The sequence below is a fragment of the Candidatus Villigracilis sp. genome (assembly GCF_057083605.1).
The window spans coordinates 79,903-97,263 of record NZ_JBXMTI010000043.1 but is presented as its reverse complement, the minus strand read 5'-3'; the positions used below and the strand labels follow the sequence as shown (position 1 = coordinate 97,263).

At 49.6% G+C, this 17,361-nt stretch carries 16 protein-coding genes and 1 pseudogene; 14 read left to right on the top strand and 3 right to left on the bottom strand.

The annotated features are described in order from the left end of the window. Positions 1 to 606, top strand: a complete 606-nt coding sequence (locus tag AC14M5_RS07010; RefSeq protein WP_484028929.1) for a hypothetical protein — start codon at positions 1 to 3, stop codon at positions 604 to 606. Between the two features lie 63 nt (positions 607 to 669). On the opposite strand, the gene murA is transcribed toward AC14M5_RS07010, so the two are convergent. Continuing rightward, on the bottom strand, positions 670 to 1,950 hold the full coding sequence (gene murA, locus AC14M5_RS07005) for a UDP-N-acetylglucosamine 1-carboxyvinyltransferase (protein WP_484028928.1): 1,281 nt from the start codon (positions 1,948 to 1,950) through the stop codon (positions 670 to 672). A gap of 126 nt (positions 1,951 to 2,076) precedes the next feature. On the opposite strand from murA, the gene AC14M5_RS07000 reads away from it, so the two are divergent. The 7 genes from AC14M5_RS07000 to AC14M5_RS06970 all read left to right on the top strand — a co-directional run bounded on the left by AC14M5_RS07000 (position 2,077) and on the right by AC14M5_RS06970 (position 11,465). Next, positions 2,077 to 2,865, top strand: a complete 789-nt coding sequence (locus tag AC14M5_RS07000; protein WP_484028927.1) for a prepilin peptidase — start codon at positions 2,077 to 2,079, stop codon at positions 2,863 to 2,865. Between the two features lie 51 nt (positions 2,866 to 2,916). Continuing rightward, positions 2,917 to 5,439 (top strand): DUF7507 domain-containing protein, encoded by a 2,523-nt coding sequence (locus AC14M5_RS06995; RefSeq protein ID WP_484028926.1) that lies wholly within the window; start codon positions 2,917 to 2,919, stop codon positions 5,437 to 5,439. An 18-nt stretch (positions 5,440 to 5,457) separates the two neighbouring features. Then, positions 5,458 to 5,910, top strand: coding sequence for a TadE/TadG family type IV pilus assembly protein (locus AC14M5_RS06990; protein ID WP_484028925.1), 453 nt, complete (start codon positions 5,458 to 5,460; stop codon positions 5,908 to 5,910). A 21-nt stretch (positions 5,911 to 5,931) separates the two neighbouring features. Then, positions 5,932 to 7,329: a pilus assembly protein TadG-related protein gene (locus AC14M5_RS06985; RefSeq protein WP_484028924.1), complete on the top strand. Its 1,398-nt coding sequence runs from the start codon at positions 5,932 to 5,934 to the stop codon at positions 7,327 to 7,329. Between the two features lies 1 nt (position 7,330). Then, positions 7,331 to 8,569: a pilus assembly protein TadG-related protein gene (locus AC14M5_RS06980; protein WP_484028923.1), complete on the top strand. Its 1,239-nt coding sequence runs from the start codon at positions 7,331 to 7,333 to the stop codon at positions 8,567 to 8,569. A 494-nt stretch (positions 8,570 to 9,063) separates the two neighbouring features. Then, positions 9,064 to 10,905, top strand: a complete 1,842-nt coding sequence (gene glmS / locus AC14M5_RS06975) for a glutamine--fructose-6-phosphate transaminase (isomerizing) (RefSeq protein ID WP_484028922.1) — start codon at positions 9,064 to 9,066, stop codon at positions 10,903 to 10,905. A 104-nt stretch (positions 10,906 to 11,009) separates the two neighbouring features. Beyond that, a complete protein-coding gene (locus AC14M5_RS06970) occupies positions 11,010 to 11,465 on the top strand; it encodes a deoxycytidylate deaminase (protein ID WP_484028921.1) in 456 nt (151 codons plus the stop codon). 41 nt (positions 11,466 to 11,506) lie between these two features. Here AC14M5_RS06970 and AC14M5_RS06965 read toward each other — a convergent pair whose 3' ends face one another. Together AC14M5_RS06965 and AC14M5_RS06960 are read right to left on the bottom strand one after the other, a co-directional pair. Further along, positions 11,507 to 12,043, bottom strand: a complete 537-nt coding sequence (locus tag AC14M5_RS06965) for a hypothetical protein (RefSeq protein WP_484028920.1) — start codon at positions 12,041 to 12,043, stop codon at positions 11,507 to 11,509. A 7-nt stretch (positions 12,044 to 12,050) separates the two neighbouring features. Beyond that, complete coding sequence (locus AC14M5_RS06960; protein ID WP_484028919.1) at positions 12,051 to 12,635, bottom strand: helix-turn-helix transcriptional regulator; 585 nt, start codon at positions 12,633 to 12,635, stop codon at positions 12,051 to 12,053. A gap of 264 nt (positions 12,636 to 12,899) precedes the next feature. Between AC14M5_RS06960 and iscX the strand changes: the two genes are divergently transcribed. The 6 genes and pseudogenes from iscX (at position 12,900) to AC14M5_RS06930 (ending at position 17,312) form a co-directional block, all read left to right on the top strand. Further along, the gene (gene iscX, locus AC14M5_RS06955) at positions 12,900 to 13,109 is read left to right on the top strand and encodes a Fe-S cluster assembly protein IscX (protein WP_484028918.1); all 210 of its coding nucleotides are present in this window, start codon (positions 12,900 to 12,902) and stop codon (positions 13,107 to 13,109) included. After that, complete coding sequence (locus AC14M5_RS06950; RefSeq protein WP_484028917.1) at positions 13,099 to 13,752, top strand: NADH-quinone oxidoreductase subunit B; 654 nt, start codon at positions 13,099 to 13,101, stop codon at positions 13,750 to 13,752. The genes iscX and AC14M5_RS06950 overlap by 11 nt, the downstream gene beginning before the upstream one ends. Then, a pseudogene (locus AC14M5_RS06945) lies at positions 13,752 to 14,132 on the top strand (NADH-quinone oxidoreductase subunit C); the annotation flags it as partial. The gene AC14M5_RS06950 and the pseudogene AC14M5_RS06945, both read left to right, overlap by 1 nt. Positions 14,133 to 14,393: 261 nt before the next feature. Then, the gene (locus AC14M5_RS06940; protein WP_484028971.1) at positions 14,394 to 15,497 is read left to right on the top strand and encodes an NADH-quinone oxidoreductase subunit D; all 1,104 of its coding nucleotides are present in this window, start codon (positions 14,394 to 14,396) and stop codon (positions 15,495 to 15,497) included. Between the two features lie 14 nt (positions 15,498 to 15,511). Beyond that, positions 15,512 to 16,138 carry a 4Fe-4S binding protein gene (locus AC14M5_RS06935; RefSeq protein ID WP_484028916.1) on the top strand — a complete coding sequence of 209 codons (627 nt, stop codon included), beginning with the start codon at positions 15,512 to 15,514 and terminating at the stop codon, positions 16,136 to 16,138. Positions 16,139 to 16,232: 94 nt separating this feature from the next. Beyond that, complete coding sequence (locus AC14M5_RS06930) at positions 16,233 to 17,312, top strand: Mrp/NBP35 family ATP-binding protein (protein ID WP_484028915.1); 1,080 nt, start codon at positions 16,233 to 16,235, stop codon at positions 17,310 to 17,312. Positions 17,313 to 17,361 lie beyond the last annotated feature (49 nt).

The following is a 17,361-nucleotide window of genomic DNA, read 5'->3' as shown; positions in this document are numbered from 1 at the left end:
ATGCTAAAAAAAATATTACCAGTCATCTTAGGTGTTGCAGTACTACTGACCGCATGTGGTCCGCAAGGTACTCCCACATTAGCGCCTGCAGAAGTTGAAGGAACTGCCGTAGCAGCAGCATGGACTATGGTGGCAATGACTCAATTGGCCATCCCAACAGCTACCCAATTGCCGCCTACAGAAACCCCCAGCCCAACTTCATTACCCACTTTTACGCCCGCGCCTCTACCAACTCAGGATGTGGCTAGTCCGACAACCACCCAAAAAGCCGCCGCCGGAGCCTGTGACGGAATAATGAATATCGCAGAAGCCGGCCCCCAATCATCTATACGGTTGGAAAATGAATCTGGAGGAACGGCAACTGTATCCCTATGGCTGGGTACACCAAACGCATTTGCACAATGCGGATTTATACCCGGCATCTCCCCGCTGGCTAAAAATGAAAAACGTGTCATTTCCATCCCCAAAGGCCAGTTTTATGCATACGCATTGATTGCCTACTCGGACGGTTCTTCCAGTAACGCATCCGGCTATGTCAACAATCGCGTCGGGGATAATCACCTGTTTGTCGTCAAGATCAAACAAGAAGTCATCGTAGTACCTTAAGAGAGCAATGATGTTTTAAAATACAGAAGCCGCGATGGATCGCGGCTTCTGTATTTTTGTATTTCATTCACTTGCCCGTTCTATTCTAGCACCCAATAATCGTAACTTCTCATCCACTCGCTCATATCCTCTTTCAATTTGAATAACGTTGCGAATTTTGGATGTTCCTTTTGCTGTAAGGGCCGCCAGCAAAAGCGCCATGCCTGCACGAATATCAGGGCTTTCCAGTTTTTCACTATAAAGCTGCGTTGGACCCTGAATTAAACAGCGATACGGGTCGCACAAAATGATCCTCGCACCCATACCAACGAGCTTATCTGTAAAATACATTCTGCCTGAGAACATCCAATCATGGAAAAGCACCGAGCCAGATGCCTGAGTTGCAACCGTGATAGCGATACTGGTCAAGTCGGTTGGGAAGGCGGGCCAGACGTTGGTCTTGATCTCAGGTACAGCCCCATCGAGGTCGGAGATGATCTTAAGAGATTGCTCGGCTGGGACTAGCAAATCATTTCCTTCCACCTGCCAGTGGACTCCTAAACGATGGAAGACCTGCCGCACCATTTCAAGGTGTTGAACACCCGCATTGCGAATGCGGATCTCCCCGCGAGTCACAACTGCCGCTCCAATATAACTAACCACTTCCAGCAGGTCGGGGCCGATCGTAAATTCGCCGCCATGTAGGTGCGTAACACCTGTAATGTGCAAAGTGTTCGAGCCAATGCCATCGATCTGGGCCCCCAGCAAATTTAGAAAATGACACAGCTCCTGCACATGAGGCTCGGAGGCAGCATTGCGGATCTGGGTCTTTCCTTTGGCAAGCACAGCCGCCATTACGGCGTTTTCTGTGGCAGTGACACTGGCTTCATCCAATAAAATATCGGCGCCGCGGAGTTCAGAGGCTTCAATATCAAATATGCGGTCATAATTGACTTTTGCACCAAGAGCATGTAAAGCCAGGATGTGCGTATCCAAACGGCGACGTCCAATCACATCCCCGCCTGGAGGCGGCAGGCGCACTGCCCCGGAGCGAGCCAGGACCGGGCCCGCAATGAGGATAGAAGCCCGGATGCGGCGACACAGGTCTGGGTCCAGGTTTGAAGCGGTCAGTTCACGAGTTGTAATGCGCCAGGTATTCGCATCCAATTCATCCACTTGGGCGCCGATACTTTCGATCAACCTTCGCATGGCTAGCACATCCCGGATCTGTGGAATGTTGTGAAGCACCACTGGCTCCTCAGTCAATAAACATGCTGCCAGCAAAGGTAGTGCAGCGTTTTTATTTCCAGAGGGCGTTACTTCCCCTCGCAGAGGTATCCCGCCTTCAATAACAAATTCTTCCATTTTGATTCTCCTCGAAAACCATCAAGTTTGTAAGGCGGTCATTTGAATTCCGCCGAAACATTACAGTTCGCTTACATCAAATACCTGCTTTGCATCGCCCAATAATTAGAATTATAATAATTTTAGATGTCTATATCGCTTATTGTACCGATATTGCTTGGATGGTTCGCCGGATTAATCATAAATTATCTGGCGGATGTCCTTCCTGTTACAAGGCGATTTAGCCAGCCAACCTGCCCACAATGCGGCGCACCTTTCAGTTGGAAAGACTATTTGCTATTTCAAGCGTGCGTCAATGGGCACAAACGTAAATCACGGCTGTGGTTCGTGCAGATAGCCCTTCTGGCAGTCAGCCTTTACACGTGGCTCCAACCTTCATCAAGAGTTGGATATGCGCTTGGCCTGCTCTTAATCGCTTATTTTGGCGTGGTCTTTGTGATCGACATGGAACACCGCCTGATCCTGCATCCCACCAGCGTTTTCGGTTCTTTACTCGCGCTGGCAGTTGGCCTGCTTTCCAATGGGCTTGTAATCACCCTTTTAGGTGGACTCGGCGGATTTTTGATCATGCTTGCATTGTACTATTTCGGCGTACTTTTTTCACGCTTGCGGGCGAATCGTCTGCGGGCAAGAGGATTGGAAGCCGATGATGAAGAGGCTCTTGGCGCTGGTGATGTTATCCTTGCCACCATTTTGGGTTTTGCGCTTGGGTGGCCGCTGATCTGGTTCAGCCTGTTATTAGGGGTTTTGCTTGGCGGCGTTTTTGGTTTATTGCTAGTGGCTTTTATGCTGGTGGTTCGCAAGTACAAAGAAAATGTATTTATGGTATTTATGCCTTATGGTCCTTTTTTGATCTTAAGCGCATTCTTCATTATATTCCTTCCAAACTGGATCATTAACATAGTGCCAAAGTAGGATTTGAAAAGACTATTCATTAGTATAGAAATAATAAGACAGGATGATCGTATGAACATATCATGCCCCAATAAATACAAAAAGAGTCGCGCGCAGGCTATGGTGGAATTTGCCCTGGCACTTCCGATCCTACTCACATTGCTTTACGGTTTATTGGAAACCGGACGGCTATTATTCATTTATGCATCCACAGTGACAGCCGCGCGCCAGGCCGCTCGTTATGGTTCAGCTACGGGTAATGGCCCGAACGGGGTGCCTTATTATCAGGATTGCGATGGGATTGAGGGCGCGGCCCGCAACGTAGGCTTCATCAATACTTTTGAGGAAATCAACATTTCCTACGATGCCGGCTTGGATAGCGCTGATGGTAGCTCGCTTCCATTAAACCCCGCTGATCCTGACTGCGGTGTTTACACTAGTCCCGCGAATGGAGATCGCATCATTGTAGAGGTTTCAGCGCTTTGGCAGCCGATCGTTCCAATTGTGCCGCTAGAACCATTTGAGATCAGATCTCAAAGTGAACGCACTATACTTGCATCTGTTTCCATCTCTGTCACGGCAGTGCCTGGGTATTGGGAAGGCAGCCAAAACGGCAATCTCGCCCTCAATTCGGTCGAATGTTCACCGCTCCTTTATACAACCCTCGGCGAAACGATCAATTACACCTACACTTTGGAGAATACGGGCGCAGGCGAACTTGCTGGACCTTTTTCCATTACTGATACCATTGCCGCAACCTCCTGTTCGGGAGTCCCCGATCCGCTGCCTGCGGGAGCCGTGGCGACCTGTAATGGCACATATCAGATCACACAGGCCGACCTGGACAACGGTTCTGTCATGAGCACCGCTATTGCCCTGGCGAATGGGATAGCATTCCCCCCCTCTAAAGATTGCACAATTACTGCAGACCCACAGCCTGCTCTCGAGTTGAGCAAGAGCGCTTCCCCAACAGCAGCCTCGGCCCTGGGTACCAACATCCACTATACTTACACTATTCAAAACGCCGGAAACGTAGGCCTGTCGGGACCATTTAGCGTTACCGACAATAAAATTGCAACTGTGGATTGTTCAGGGGCGACCAGCCCTCTGGCGCCTGGCGATAGTACAGCCTGCTTCGCAGATTATCAGATCACGGACAATGATATAAACAACGGAAGTGTTATTAACCAGGCAGTTGCAAGCGCTACCTACAACACACAAGTGTATCAATCCAACACCGCAACGGCAACCGTTTACACCACCAAGCTGGTGCTCCTGATCAGCACCTCGCCGACCACTGTTACACTTCCCAATCAGGTAATTACCTACACGTATACGATCCTCAACAATAGTGGGTTACCCGTAGACTCATTAAGTGTCACAGACAGCAAAGTGGCAGCGGTTAGTTGTCCATCTACAACAATAGCAGCGGGTGATTCAATTGACTGTACCGGTACTTACACGGTGAGCCAGGCAGAATATGATACCGGTGGCTCAATAGTTAATACAGCGACAGCAACAGCAAACAACGGCAGTTCGGTTTCTTCGAATATAGCCACAGCCAGCGTCGCTGTCACCCAAACCGCTGCGCTATCCGCAACGGTCAGTGGCTCGCCATCTGAGCCAGTATCTCCCGCTACCACTATTCCTGCAGGAACTAATATTGATTATACGTACGTTTTGACCAACACAGGCAACGTCACCCTTTCTTCTCCATTCTCAGTCACCGACGATAAAATTACAATCACTTGTTCCGACCAGTCGAGCCTGAACCCGGGGCAAACGAAAAACTGCACAGGAACATACCAGGTTACCGCAACTGATGTCGATGCAGGTTCGATTGTCAATACAGGTACGGCCTCTGCTGTGTTTGGCGCACAGACGGTTACCTCCAATCCCACCAGCGAAACAGTTATTACATACTCCGATGCACGGTTCAACCTCGGCCTGACTGCAGATCCTACAGTGATCACCCAGTCTGGCACTACCATCGTTTTCACCTATACCATCACCAACACGGGTGGTAAACCACTGACCTCGCCATACTCAATCACTTCCAGCCTGATGGGAAGCTTCGCGTGCGCAGGAACCTCCCCGCTGGCTCCAGGCGCGTCAACTTCGTGTCAAAACAGTTATGTATCGTCGAATGAGGTCACAAACACAATTACCGCAGCCACAGCAATGGACGGAGCTTCAACGATCCCATCGTCCAACCTGCCTTCCGTCACGGTTCCATCAAACATTTGCAACACAGGGACTCTGTCTTTAGGAGCGCCAGTTTACTCCGGCAATTCGGTAACATGGATGATTACAAACGATATTGGAACCCTAAACATCGACACCATCATCGTCAGCTGGAACACAGCCGGAAACAGATATTTGGCTGCAGTGGAACTCCCTGCAGGTACAACAATTTGGTCTGGCAGTGACAAGGATGGTTCGGCAACTTTCCCCAACCCATCAAGCACACCTGCTCCGTGGACCATTACAGGCAGTACCGAAATTGTCATGCTCTTTACCAAAAGCGGCATCACAGTCACTGACATGAACATCACCTTCGATGAAATTGGATGCGGACCACTTAATAATCCGTAAGCTAAAAGGATATGCAAAATGAAACCTAATCAAAGGAACCAATCCGGGCAAAGCCTGGTGGAACTTGCTATCAGCCTCATGATCATTTTGCTCCTGCTGCTTGGCGCAGTGGAATTCAGCTTGGCGCTCTTCCAGTATGTGACGATCCGCGATGCGGCCCAGGAAGGCGCTATTTACGGCTCCATTAATCCGACAGACGAGGATGGCATAAAATTTCGTGCCCAAGCCGCAGCCTCAGATGTAGTTGATATTGACCCAGACGCCAATATCACAGTTACTCTCGATAATGGGGTTGCGTGCGAAGGGTTAACCGCTGTAGCACCAGATCCCGCAGATCCGAATTCTATTACGGTAACCATTACCTTTGCTCACCCCATAACCTTTCCGCTTGTCGGCCCAATGATCGGTTCCAATACGATCAACCTAAGCGCCAGCGTCACCAACACTATTCTCCAGCCGACATGCCCCTAACCACGAAAGATAGAGGTTGAAATGAAAAATACCAGAATCAAAATTTCCAGGAGCGAGCGTGGACAAGCGATCATTATTATCGTGTTTGCCATTATCGGCCTAATCGGCATGACCGCGCTTGTCGTGGATGGCAGCCTCGCCTTCTCAAACCGACGTCACGCACAAAACGCAGCAGATACAGCCTCTCTAGCTGCCGCCCGGGCAAAGGTCCGTGATGAAGATTGGAAACCCGCTGCACTTGCCATCGCCGGAGAAAATGACTTCGTTGACGATTTCGCTGATCAACAATTCAGTGATCCCATGGTCAATGTTGAAGTATATGGATGCGATGAACCAAGACCGATTCCAAGGCCCGACTACGCACACTGTGGTGACTACGAAGGAAACTCCGAATATTTAGTGGTGACGATCATATCCACCATTGACACCACTTTTGCGCGAGTAATCGGCATCCAACAAATGACCAACAGGGTCAAAGCAATCGCGCAGGCAAAGCCCAGCTATGTGAGCCCCACTGAATTCGGCCAGGCCATGATCTCCCTGATGTGTGGATGTAAAGGTGATGTTGGCTGGCCCCATGACCCATTTACCGTTGCTGGTAACTCATTGAGCGTTGTGGGCGGTTCGGGCGTATTCGTCAATTCAGATTGCTCCACTGCCTTCGACCAGAGCGGCGCTGCTGAAATGGAAGCGGCAGACGGGATTTGCGTGGTAGGAGGCATTGATCCAACATCTAATCTTGGCAAGCTTGATCCAGACCCAGATCCTTACTGTGGCAGTGCCTACTCCTGCCCTCCACCACTTATATTCCCAAATCCTTCGTGTGATACTAATGACAATGGTGTGATCGATCCGGATGAAGAAGGCGTTATTACCGGTGGCCCAGCGGAGTACACAGCATCCCCTGGCTACTATAGCGGCGATTTTCCCAGCACATCCCCCTCAGGCACGCTGAAAATGTTACCGGGAGTATATTGTATTGAAGACGATTTCAGCCTTACTAGTAGCTGGATAATAACCTCCGATCTGGATGGCGATGGCCACGACCCAGAAACGGAGGGCGTATTGATTACGACCATCAATGGCGGTGTCAGCTTTAATGGCTCTTCCCACCTTGAACTACACGCCATCAATGACCCTGATGCTCCTGAAGACCTGCAAAACATCCTGCTCTTCATCCCGCCCGGAAATACATCAACATTGTCAATAAATGGCAATAATGGGTCCTCCTTCACAGGTTCCATCTGGGCACCTTCGTCACACTGTACACTGGAAGGCAGCGGATCATCCCTAGGCTTAAACAGTCAGATCATGTGCTTCACCATGGCAACGGCTGGCAGCGCACAGCTGGATATCAACTACGACCAGAGCGAAAACCACGTCATTCAGATACCTCCTTCAATAGAACAAACGAAATAAGATGAGTTTCCTAAAAGCAGAAAAGGGGCAAGCTATTATCGTGATCGTGTTCTCTATCATAGGATTAATAGGCGTTACCGCCCTGGCAGTAGATGGCGGTAACGCCTTCCTTGAGAAGAGACGCACCCAGAACGCCGCCGATGTGACCGCTCTCGGCGGCGCTTTGGCGCGCATCAAAGGCAATAGCTGGGTTGCAGAAACTTATAATATCGCGAAGAACAACGGCTTCGATAACAATGGTGTATCGAATACGGTGCAGGTGTTCAGCCCGCCCATTTCCGGGGAGTACGCCGGGGACGTGGAATATATTCAAGTCATTATCACCAATCATGTACCTACTTATTTTGGAGGTGTAATCGGCATTCAACAGGTTACCGTTACTGGAGTGGCAGTCTCCCGCACCAAAACACCGGAGATTGCCGAAATATTGGATGGTAATGCGATCATCAGCCTGGCTCCCACAAGTGACTGCGATAACGAAAGAGCATTCTGGGTGCATGGCGAATCCACCCTGGATATTACCGGCGGCGGCATATTCGTCAACTCCAACAACCCCGATTGCGCCCTCATTCAAAACGGAAGCGGCAGCATCCGCATGGAGGAGGGTCTTGAAATCTCAGTGGTTGGAGGCGCGAACATCCAAAAGCCGCAATTGCTTACGCCCTTTCCTCCCAAGACGAGCAGCATCCCAATTCCATACCCGCCTCCATTTTTTATGCCAACAATTGGATGTGGCAATAAAGTGGCACAAGTTTCAGAGGATGGAACAACGATGAGTGCTGGAGCGTACGACGAAGACGCGTTCCCCCCACCCGGTGTTCATTTTCTTGAGGCAGGAGTTTATTGTATTGGTGGAGATTTCCTCATAGAGGGCGGCAGTTCACTCGAGGGCGGTAATGTCACCTTCGTGTTGGATGGAAAACTTAAATGGAGCGGCAACGCCTACATAAATCTTAGCGCACCTCTGGCCGGGGATCATGCCGGCCTGCTAATTTACGCAACCATCGAAAACAAGAACCGCATGGTGATCACCAGCGATAGTTTCTCTACATTAAAAGGCACCATTCTCATGCCGGGCGCAGAAATTCACCTAAATGGGGGCGATTCCGAAATCGGCTATCACAGCCAGATCATAGGCTATCGAATTGAATCAGACGGGCAAAGCAATATTGTCATCAAATACGATGATGATCAAAATTATGATACCTACAACATGCCCGAAATAGAACTGACCCAATAAGTATCGGAAAATCAACATACTACGCCTCAGGCCGGACCTCCGGCCTGATTCTGCGCAATCAGGTATAATCCCGGCCTGATCATTTTTCACATACAGGAGGTGAACCGAAACATTTTTTAGGGAAAGACAGCGCATGATCCTTTGTAAAAAGGATGACGAGGATAAGGGTTCTTCATTGCGAAATGAAGTTAATTCCTTTGGTAATTGAGTAGTTGCGAAGCAACATATCGAAACCACCAAGGGAAGAAAATCGAAAGTTCAGCGGAAGCCCTTCGGGTGTGCCATCACCCGGTCATCTTTCCCTCCAGTATCAACTTTATATTCAACACCGCAAGGGTAACCCTGCGGATAAAACTATAAAGGATGGCCAAAAGAATGTCATTGCGAACCGCTCTCTGCGAAGCAACTCCGACTCTCTGTCGGAAATTGTTTCCTGTGGAAGTGCATTGCCATCGCAATGACAAAATCTAATCAAAACCTGGAGGAACCCAACCATGTGTGGAATCGTCGGCTATGTCGGTTCGCGTGATGCGACGCCGATCATACTCAATGGCCTTAAACGGCTTGAATACCGCGGTTACGACTCAGCTGGAGTCGCCGTCATTAATGGCAACCAGATCGAAGTCCGAAGGGACGCGGGTAAGTTATCCCAATTAATTGATCTTGTAAATAAAAGTCCTGTGAAGGGCGCGCCTGGCATTGGTCATACTCGCTGGGCAACGCACGGCGCACCTTCGGCGCGGAATGCGCATCCGCATGTCGGAAATTCTGGGAAGGTTGTTGTCGTTCACAACGGCATCGTGGAAAATTTCCTGGAACTAAAAGAGGAATTGACCAGCGAAGGAGTAACTTTCAACTCGGAAACAGATACGGAAACCATCGTGCATCTTGCTGAACACCTGATGGCGGGCGGTGCTAGCCTTGAAGGCGCAGCCCGAAAAACCTTCACACAGATCGAAGGTGCAAACGTTGTGGTGCTGATGTCTACCGATGAACCCGATAAGATCGTCACGGCTCGTATTGGAAACGCAGGCGGGGTTGTGATCGGCCTGGGCGAGAATGAAAATTTTGTTGCATCCGACATTCCCGCCATTTTGGAACATACGCGTAAAGTGATCTTCTTAGAATCGCGGCAGATGGCCGTTGTCACACGAGACAAGGTCCGTATTGAGACGCTGGATGGTGTGGAAGTAAAACCTGAAATCCATACCATCGCATGGGATGCAGTCTCTGCTGAAAAAGGTGAGTATCGTCACTTCATGCAAAAAGAGATCCATGAGCAGGTGCGTGCACTCACTGATACTCTGGCCGGACGTGTTGATTTTCAGGAAGGGCGCATCCGTCTGCCCGAACTAAACCTCACCCCGGAAATTGCAAAACGGATACAGCGCATCTATATTACAGCCTGCGGCACTGCGGCATATGCTGGCATGGTCGGAAAATATCTGATCGAAAAAATCGCCCGTGTGCCCGTGGAAGTAGTGATCGCCTCTGAATTTCGTTACAGTGACCCGATCATTGATAGTAATACAGTTGTGCTCGCCATTTCCCAATCCGGTGAAACCGCAGACACATTGGCCGCAATGGAGGAAGGCCGTCGCAAAGGCGCGATCATTTGGAGCATCGTAAACGCAATTGGCTCCCAGGCCATGCGTATTGCGGATGGATATATTTCCATGCAGACGGGCCCTGAGGTGGGGGTGGCATCTACGAAAGCGTTTACTGCGCCGCTCGTGGACCAATATATGCTGGCCATCCTGCTTGCCGACATGCGCGGCGTTTTAGATGAATCACAACGCAGATCGCTCGTATCGGACCTGAGGCTTGTTCCTGACTTGGCAGGCAGAGTTCTCGACACTGAAGCGGAAATTGAAAAAGTAGCGTATATCCTAAAGGATATTCAGCACTGCCTGTATCTCGGACGTGGAATCAACATGCCTATTGCATACGAAGGCGCGTTAAAGTTGAAAGAAATTTCATACATCCACGCCGAGGGATACCCCGCAGGTGAAATGAAGCATGGGCCCATTGCGCTAATTGACGAGGAAATGCCCGTTCTATGTATTACGCCAAAGGATCCCTGGCATGAGAAAATGATCTCACAAATCCAGCAAGCCAAAGCGCGCGGAGGTATAGTGATCGCCATCGCAACCGAAGGGGATGAACTCGTAAAAAATATGGCGGATCATATTCTCTGGGTACCGGAAGCGCCCTGGATGTTATCACCAGTGGTCACAGTATTGCCACTCCAACTCCTGGCTTATCATATTGCAGCCCTCCGCGGGCTGGACGTTGACCAGCCGCGAAACCTGGCGAAAAGTGTCACCGTGGAGTAGGTAAATAAATACAAAAGGAGGTCTCAAAATGATGAGACCTCCTTTTTGATGATACAAAGAACATTCATGTATAATCCTAAAATACCAACAATAAAGAGGTGACCATGCGCCCTGATTGGGATTCTTATTTCATGAAAATTGCCTACGCCGTATCCGAAAGGAGCACCTGTGACCGTGCTCTGGTCGGCTGTGTGCTTGTGCTGGAAAAACGGATTCTGACCACAGGGTTCAATGGCTCGCCTGCCGGGCAGGAGCATTGCGATGAAGTTGGCCATTTGATGGTGGATGGGCATTGTGTCCGCACCATTCATGCGGAGACAAACGCCATCATCCAAGCGGCGCTGCATGGTATCTCGACCAAAGGCGCGACCTGTTACGTCACACATCTGCCGTGCATCAACTGCACGAAGGTACTCATCAACGCAGGGATTGCCCGCATTGTTTACAGCGTGGCCTACCGCACCGATGAAAATGCAATGAGTTTTTTAGAATCTGCAAAAATTGAGGTTGTGCAAAAAGAATATTGGCCACCCGTTATCAACCCACCTTCCCCAGAATAAACGAAAAGAAACTTCGGTAATAGATTGAGTACAGATTTCGTTTAACTTATTTTTTCGTAAGACATGATCAATTTCAACATGGGTGTTTCGCAATAATAGATGCGATACAGCCCGCCTTCCTGAAATATTCCGCTGACGTCTTCAGGGAGGGCAAATTCGGTTTTCCCTAAAATCACATAATATGTCGAACCGGCTTTCGATGAATGGGTTTCATCAAGTTCAACCTTACCCTCGACCATCGACAATTCAGAGTTTGCCAATCGATCTGCTCTCTTGTTGGCGAAATAAATACTCAAAGTAAAAATGCCAATAATAAGAGGCAGAAGGAAAGCCAGAACGATGAGATTTATCGGGCTTGCAAGAAGCGCAGTTCGCGCATCTTCATTTGAGAGGGATAAACCCAAGACCATGCACAGACCAATAATTGGAAAGATAATAGCTACTTTTGCTGTTGTCCATTGAGTACGGCGAATTCCGCCTGCCATCCCTTCTATCATCCTCTTCTGCCCGTCGCTGAAAAACCCACGCTTGTTGGATTTTAATTCTTCCTGAGTAAATTCATAAATCGCCAGGTTCATGATTGTTCTACCTCACCATAAAAATAAATGGGCATAATCCATGCGAGGCTATTTCGCCTTTCGCTATTTGCGTGATGGGGTGACCTAGGGCCTCTTGAAGCATGGCTAGATCCATTTTACACAGTTCAGGATGCCTTTCGATCACTTTTGCATATGGGCAACGACCAAAGATCACACGCGGACCTTCCGCCCCGGCCTCCCATTTCGCTTGATAATGCATCTCACTTAGTTTTTCCACTAGCACTGCCAGGCGCTTTGCCATTGGCTCACCTGTAGAACTGTTCAAGCCCTGTGATTGCGCTATTCTGCTTCCAATTTTTTCTGCGTCTATTTTTTCACCTAATAATGCATCCGCTAAAACGGATAAATTATCTCCCAAAGCTGCTTGAGACAGCGAATATAATTTCTCAGGCCTCCCCCTCCCTCCGCGCGGATTGACGGCAGTGAACTCCACTCGTCCATCTGAGCACAAGACGGAGAGATGATGCCGCACATTTGGTGCAGACATCTTCAAGGCGCGCGCGATCTCCCGCGCCGAGGCGGAGCGGGTCTTTTTCAGGTAGGCAAGGACTTTTTGGCGGGCGGTTATCATATTTATCTCGCGAATAGTAAGTAGTCGATCGAAAGTTTTTAGGCGCATCTTTGGCTTTTCGGGGGCTAAGCCCCCGAAGGAGCAGGGAAAAGTAGAAAAAGCCTATCGAAACAGTATCAAGTCACCGTTAAACAAGAAGCGGGGTTGTCATCCATCCAGCGTGATTATACTCACTTCTTTATTTTTGCAAATATATTTTTACATAATTAAGTTGACTTCCGCGACCTAACTGCTATAATTGGCGCTTGTGATGAAAAGTACCGAATGAATTTGAATTGGGAATCCACCTATGCTATCGCGATGGAACTTCGTCGCCAGCACAAAGATGTGAATATCGAAGAAGTTTCGCTGCAACAAATTTATGCGTGGACGATTGAACTTTCGGAATTTGAGGATGACCCCGCTCTGGCGAACGACGACATCCTTTACGCAATCTATCAAGACTGGTTCGAGGAGAACATTCATGGAAAATGAAAAGTTGGAAAAACAAAAACTTAGTTTGCCAAACTACAACATTCCAGAAGACCTGGAACACGTTGTAGCCATTACCACCATTGACCGCCTGTATAACTGGGGACGGCGTTCATCGGTTTGGCCGCTGATGTTTGGCCTCGCATGTTGCGCCATCGAAATGATCGCGGCGCAAACGGCACGCTACGATATGGCACGCTTCGGTATGGAAGTGATGCGCCCCACCCCGCGTCAGGCCGATATGATGCTAGTATCTGGAACTGTGACAAAGAAAATGCTTCCTTCCATCATTCGGCTCTACAACCAGATGCCCGAGCCTAAATATGTTGTGGCAATGGGCGCGTGCGCTTCAAGTGGAGGGCCTTTCAAGGAGGGTTATAACGTGGTTGCGGGCATCGATAAATTTTTGCCGGTTGATGTTTACATCCCAGGCTGCCCCCCCACCCCACAGGCTCTAATCGCCGGGCTGATCAAGTTGCAGGAAAAAATTGACAAACAGTCCATCAAGAAAGTCCGCTGGTATGAAAAGGGTAGGCAGGATGCGAACTACGTGCCCATGCCAATTCTTGGACCAGATTTGATCGATGTGCGCCGCAGTGCAGAAATTAAACAAGCCGCCGCTGCCCCGGAAAAGGAAGGTGCATAATGGCAACCACGCTTCTCACTACGACCGTTGACCTGGCAGCCAGATTCCCGGAGAGTGTCACCGCTGACGCACGCCCCGGCTACACAGGCTTCATCGTTAAAAAAGAAAACCTCGTGGAAGTGGCAACCGCCATCCGCGATGAATTTGGTTATGATCTGCTCACTGCCGTAACCGCTGTTGACTACATTGCTGAAAATAAAATGGAAGTGGTCTATCATGCTTATAAGACCACCGGTGGAGCTGGCCTCTATTTCAAAGTGCAAGTTGAGCGCGTTGACCCGATTGAAGTCCCCTCGCTTTATGATCTTTGGGCAGGCGTCGATTTTCAGGAACGCGAAGCCTGGGATTTATTCGGCATCAAATTTACAGGTCACCCCGACCTTCGCCGCATTTTGATGTGGGAGGGCTTTGAAGGCCACCCACTGCGCAAGGACTGGAAGGAAGCTTTCTTCGAAGAGGAGACCAAGCCTTTCAAAAGCCGCTGGCCGGATGGGCAGCATACCTTTGCGGAAGAAAAGAATCCCTTCCGCGATAACTTGAACTTCCCCAAGGGTTTTGACCCTGAAAATTACACAGTAGACAAGGAAGAGGATCTTTACGCCTCTCTCGAACGTCACTCAACGACAGATGAAGTTGGCAGCATGAAGACCGACCACATCGTGGTCAACATGGGGCCGCATCACCCGTCAACGCATGGCGTGCTGCGTGTGGCGATCACGCTGGATGGCGAGACTATTATCGGTCTCAAACCTGTAATGGGATACCTGCATCGCAACCACGACAAGATCGGTGAACGAAATACTTATTTGCAAAATATTCCCTACACAGACCGCCTGGATTATTTCAATTCCATGAGCAACAACTTTGGCTATGTGACCACAGTTGAAAAGCTGATGAAAGTCCCCGTAGCGGAACGGGCGGAATATATCCGCGTGATCATGGCTGAGCTTACCCGTATACAAAACCATCTCGTCTTCATCGGCATGTTGATGAACGACCTCGGAACCATGTATACTCCTTCATTGTATGTCTTTGAAGAACGTGAATTGATCCTCGATATCTTCGAGGCCGTCTCCGGCGCACGCATGATGTGCAATTACTTCCGCTTTGGGGGCGTTGTTCGCGATATTCCAGATGATGTAATGCAAAAGCTCAAGGATCTGGTTTACGAACGCCTGCCCGCCAAGACCGACGAAATGGAACGCTTCCTAAACGAAAATGAGGTCTTGGTTGCGCGTTTGAAAAACATTCATGTATTGAACGCCGAAGATGCGATCCGCTATTCAGTAACAGGCCCGGTGTTGCGTGCCGCTGGCGTGCCTTATGACCTGCGTCGCGCGGATCCTTATTCCATTTATGACCGATTTGATTTCGATGTGGCTGTCCGCTACAACGGCGACATGATGGATAACTATCTCATACGCTTTGACGAGATTCGACAGTCCCTGCGAATCTTGGAGCAGGCACTAAAACAAATACCCGCGGGGCCGATCAACTCTCAGAAACCGCAGTATCAGGTGCGGGTCCCGGCAGGTGAGGCGTATGGTCGCGTTGAGTCACCCAAAGGCGAACTCGCTTTCTACATCGTTTCAAACGGCAAACCGAATCCATATCGCTATCACGTCCGCCCACCGTCATTCGTCAACCTGACGGCGCTTGAGAAGATGTGCGTAGGCACAAAGATCGCAGACTTCGTTGCTCTGCTTGCCATGTTGGATATTGTCATGGGCGAGCTGGACAGGTAACAGGAGAATAGACCATGTATGGATTAGGACTTCTAAAATCACTGCGCGTCACCTGGGATCGATTCTGGGCTACATACACCGAGGATCTTTCATGGTGGCTGCGCGGAAAAAAGCGCTATAACACTGATGAAGGCATCAGGCATCGCTCCAGCAAAAATACAAAAGGTATCTTCACAGTTCAATATCCTGAAGAACATTTGATCCTGCCTGAAGAGGCACGTTACATTCCATTTCTTGTTTACAACGTGGATTCGGAAGGTAAAAAAGAAGTGCTCTGCACTTCATGTGGGATCTGCGCCAAGGTCTGCCCGCCACAATGCATCTGGATCGTACGAAGCAACGACCCCGTTACAAGCCGTCCTGTGCCTGAGCCAACCGAGTTTTACATCGATGCAGATATCTGCATGAACTGCGGCTTTTGCGCCGAGTACTGCCCGTTTGATGCGATCAAGATGGATCACGATTTCGACATTGCTTCATACGGACGCAATGTTTACGACATGGAAAAATTACTCAAGCCTTCCTCATATTATGAAAGCATTCGCCCGCAGAATTTTGCCCGCGAAGAGGAAGCCCGCAAGGCAAAGGAAGCCGCTAAAGCCGCCAAGGCTGATGCCGCCGCTGCCGCATCTACCGCGTAACTAAATTAGACACAGAGGATGCCAAGAGCACAAAGGTTTAAGCTCTGCTCCGTCGGGTCCTTTGTGTCCTTAGTGTTTAGAGGTTTTTAACTAAATGGCAAAAAATATTACAAAAGAATCCGTGCTCGCGGCTTTAGGAACAGTGCAGGAACCTGACCTCGGCCAGGATCTTGTTACGTTAAACATGATCCGCAATCTTGAGATTAGCGGGGATAAAGTTTCCTTCGCGATCATGCTCACCACCCCGGCTTGCCCATTCCGGGTCAAGATCGAGAGGGATGCCAGAACTGTCGTTCTGGCAGTTGATGGCGTGAAAACCGTTGAACTTAAAATGGATTCGGATGTGCCAAATGATGGTCGCATGCGCGGACTGGTCAATATGCCTATCCGCAATGCGATTGCAGTCGGTTCAGGCAAGGGCGGCGTCGGAAAGTCCACTGTCTCAGTGAACATTGCTGTGGCATTGGCAAAGGCTGGCGCACGCGTCGGCCTATTAGATGCGGACATTTACGGCCCCAACACACCTACCATGCTCGGCGTGGAGAAACTCCCGCCGCCTAATGGACAGCGCCTCATACCCGCCCAGGCATATGGCTTGAAGATGATCTCCATGGGCCTACTGGTCAAACCCGGTCAGCCGCTCATCTGGCGCGGACCTATGCTCAATTCCGCCATCCGCCAATTTTTGGGCGATGTGGAATGGGGTGAATTGGATTACCTCATTATTGACCTCCCCCCCGGCACCGGTGATGCGTCTCTTTCACTTGCGCAGGCCCTTCCATTAAGCGGAGCGGTCATAGTGACTTTGCCTCAACTCGTCTCCATTGAAGACGCATCTCGCGGACTTAACATGTTCAAGCAGTTGGAAGTGCCCATCCTCGGCATCATTGAAAACATGTCTTACCTTGACCTGCCTGATGGAACCCGCATGGATATCTTCGGCTCTGGCGGTGGCGAGCAATTGGCACAAGCCACCGACACCACCTTCCTCGGAAAAATTCCGATAGATCAAAATGTACGCATCGGTGGGGATAGCGGCAAGCCAATTGTTGTTTCCCATCCTGATTCGGTAGTAGCGCAAGTCTTTACAGAAATTTCGCAGAAGCTGGCAGCAAAGGTATCCGTGGCTGCGCTCGGCGCAAATAACACTCTGCCGATCAATATTGTTGAATAGCGATTGGCTGCACGTAGTAGTTAACGTTTGCCCCTGAAGAAAATTTCTT

Coding starts and splice junctions, on each gene's coding strand:
- AC14M5_RS07010 (WP_484028929.1), top strand. CDS start 1: ATGCTAAAAAAAATATTACCAGTCATCTTAGGTGTTGCAGTACTACTG.
- murA (WP_484028928.1), bottom strand. CDS start 1,950: ATGGAAGAATTTGTTATTGAAGGCGGGATACCTCTGCGAGGGGAAGTA.
- AC14M5_RS07000 (WP_484028927.1), top strand. CDS start 2,077: ATGTCTATATCGCTTATTGTACCGATATTGCTTGGATGGTTCGCCGGA.
- AC14M5_RS06995 (WP_484028926.1), top strand. CDS start 2,917: ATGAACATATCATGCCCCAATAAATACAAAAAGAGTCGCGCGCAGGCT.
- AC14M5_RS06990 (WP_484028925.1), top strand. CDS start 5,458: ATGAAACCTAATCAAAGGAACCAATCCGGGCAAAGCCTGGTGGAACTT.
- AC14M5_RS06985 (WP_484028924.1), top strand. CDS start 5,932: ATGAAAAATACCAGAATCAAAATTTCCAGGAGCGAGCGTGGACAAGCG.
- AC14M5_RS06980 (WP_484028923.1), top strand. CDS start 7,331: ATGAGTTTCCTAAAAGCAGAAAAGGGGCAAGCTATTATCGTGATCGTG.
- glmS (WP_484028922.1), top strand. CDS start 9,064: ATGTGTGGAATCGTCGGCTATGTCGGTTCGCGTGATGCGACGCCGATC.
- AC14M5_RS06970 (WP_484028921.1), top strand. CDS start 11,010: ATGCGCCCTGATTGGGATTCTTATTTCATGAAAATTGCCTACGCCGTA.
- AC14M5_RS06965 (WP_484028920.1), bottom strand. CDS start 12,043: ATGAACCTGGCGATTTATGAATTTACTCAGGAAGAATTAAAATCCAAC.
- AC14M5_RS06960 (WP_484028919.1), bottom strand. CDS start 12,635: ATGATAACCGCCCGCCAAAAAGTCCTTGCCTACCTGAAAAAGACCCGC.
- iscX (WP_484028918.1), top strand. CDS start 12,900: ATGAATTTGAATTGGGAATCCACCTATGCTATCGCGATGGAACTTCGT.
- AC14M5_RS06950 (WP_484028917.1), top strand. CDS start 13,099: ATGGAAAATGAAAAGTTGGAAAAACAAAAACTTAGTTTGCCAAACTAC.
- AC14M5_RS06940 (WP_484028971.1), top strand. CDS start 14,394: ATGAAGACCGACCACATCGTGGTCAACATGGGGCCGCATCACCCGTCA.
- AC14M5_RS06935 (WP_484028916.1), top strand. CDS start 15,512: ATGTATGGATTAGGACTTCTAAAATCACTGCGCGTCACCTGGGATCGA.
- AC14M5_RS06930 (WP_484028915.1), top strand. CDS start 16,233: ATGGCAAAAAATATTACAAAAGAATCCGTGCTCGCGGCTTTAGGAACA.